At 53.7% G+C, this 1,826-nt stretch carries 2 protein-coding genes; both read right to left on the reverse strand.

Going from position 1 to position 1,826, the window contains the following annotated elements; all coding sequences use genetic code 11:
- Window positions 1-159 precede the first annotated feature (159 nt).
- Entirely contained in the window at window positions 160-1,419 is a 1,260-nt protein-coding gene (locus SJ312_RS23195) for a chloramphenicol efflux MFS transporter CmlA5 (RefSeq protein WP_012300772.1), read from the reverse strand.
- A gap of 221 nt (window positions 1,420-1,640) precedes the next feature.
- Window positions 1,641-1,826: aminoglycoside adenylyltransferase domain-containing protein (locus tag SJ312_RS23200; protein ID WP_072198481.1), on the reverse strand; the 186-nt coding region annotated here is incomplete at its 5' end.

Below are 1,826 nucleotides of genomic sequence, written 5' to 3' on the forward strand. Positions count from 1 at the left end.
TGCACGCTTAAAAATAATAAAAGCAGACTTGACCTGATAGTTTGGCTGTGAGCAATTATGTGCTTAGTGCATCTAACGCCTGAGCTCAGCCGACCGAAACCGCGTAGCGGTTTTGGGTCGGCTGCAGCGATTTGTTGGGCGATAGCTTGCCACATTCTCTCAACGATTGGGATTTGATGTACTTTCCGCACTTTGTAGCGCGACCACATCATGCTCCCCCTGGCCGCGAGAGCCCTTCACTCGGGAAACACAAGACAGACCGAGCACGACTGTTGCAAGGGTCAAACAGTACACGACAACCGGCCAAGCCGTGTTGCGCGGCAACAGCGAAATGATCAACGTTCCGATGCTTCCTAGCAGTACACCGCCCAAGCAGAAGTAGACTGCCGTGACCGTTCCAGCAACATGGTCGAATCCTCGAAGAGCGCCATTGGGCGACACAGATACCGCTGTGGCGACACCAATACCCACTAGCCACATTGGAGCAATAAAGCCTAACACGGACTGCGAAGCCCATATTTCGGTGATGGCAAGCAATACTGCTCCAGCTATCAGGCATCCCATTCCCATTCGCAAGACACTTGGGCTGCCCCACTTGGGTATCACACGCCCCATAAAACGAGCCGTAAACACCATGGCAATTGCCACTGTGGCGAACAGCAGGCTGAAGCCAAGCTGAGACACACCTTGCCTGCCCATCATTAGTCCGGGCGCAATGGAGAAAAAGACGAAGAAGCTACCCATTCCAGCGGCGTAACACAACGTGTACAACCAGAAGTTCAGGCACTTAACGGGGAGTAGCAGCTGCGACCATTGCAAGCCCGCAACTCGTTGCACCCGGGTTTCAGGCCAGAATCGCCACGCTGCTGCAGATGCAGCGATCATGCCCAAACCTAGAAACGCAAAGATAGCCCGCCACCCAAGCCACATGTCGACGAGCGCTCCGAGCAATGGGCCTACCGCCGGGACCATGGCCAGCATGGATCCGAGTATGCCGTAAATGACATTACTTTCCTCGCGACCTGCGTAAATGTCACGTACTGTTGCAAATGTGGAAACAAGGCACGCCGAGGCACCACAAGCCTGAAGAATCCGAAGCCCCAGAAAGACTTCAGCCGATGACGTAAGAGCGAGGCCCATTGACGCCACAACGTAGGCGAGGCCACCTCCCAGTAGAACGGGGCGGCGCCCCAGTCGGTCCGATAGCGGTCCAAACAAGAGCTGACCGGCACCAATCATGACCAAGTACGTTGTCAGCGTAAGCTGAATTGTGCTCGCTGTCGTACCAAGCGCGTTTGGCATAAACGGCACTGCTGGCAAGTACATGTCCATGCCGAGTGATGCCAATAAATCGAACGGTGATAACAACAACACCGTGGCGGCAAGGGAGTACCGCCAACTAAAGTTTTTTGAGCGCACGAAACCATCTCCTTGAACAAAGGATTTGGCGGCGCTCCCGTAGAGCAAAAGGATTCATGAGAACGCCGCAACAACCGAAAAATGAAGGTTGCTGCGGCTTACTTGTCTGCGTTCTTGGAAGTGCTCATCTGCTGACTATCTCATGATTGAATTTGAATCGTAACAACTTTCAAGCAACTCTGCGAGGAGCCTTATTGTGCGCCCAACGCTTGAGTTAGACATTATTTGCCGACTACCTTGGTGATCTCGCCTTTCACGTAGTGAACAAATTCTTCCAACTGATCTGCGCGCGAGGCCAAGCGATCTTCTTCTTGTCCAAGATAAGCCTGTCTAGCTTCAAGTATGACGGGCTGATACTGGGCCGGCAGGCGCTCCATTGCCCAGTCGGCAGCGACATCCTTCGGCGC

This window comes from Providencia sp. CIM-Carb-044, assembly GCF_033901115.1.
GTDB lineage: Bacteria > Pseudomonadota > Gammaproteobacteria > Enterobacterales > Enterobacteriaceae > Providencia > Providencia hangzhouensis.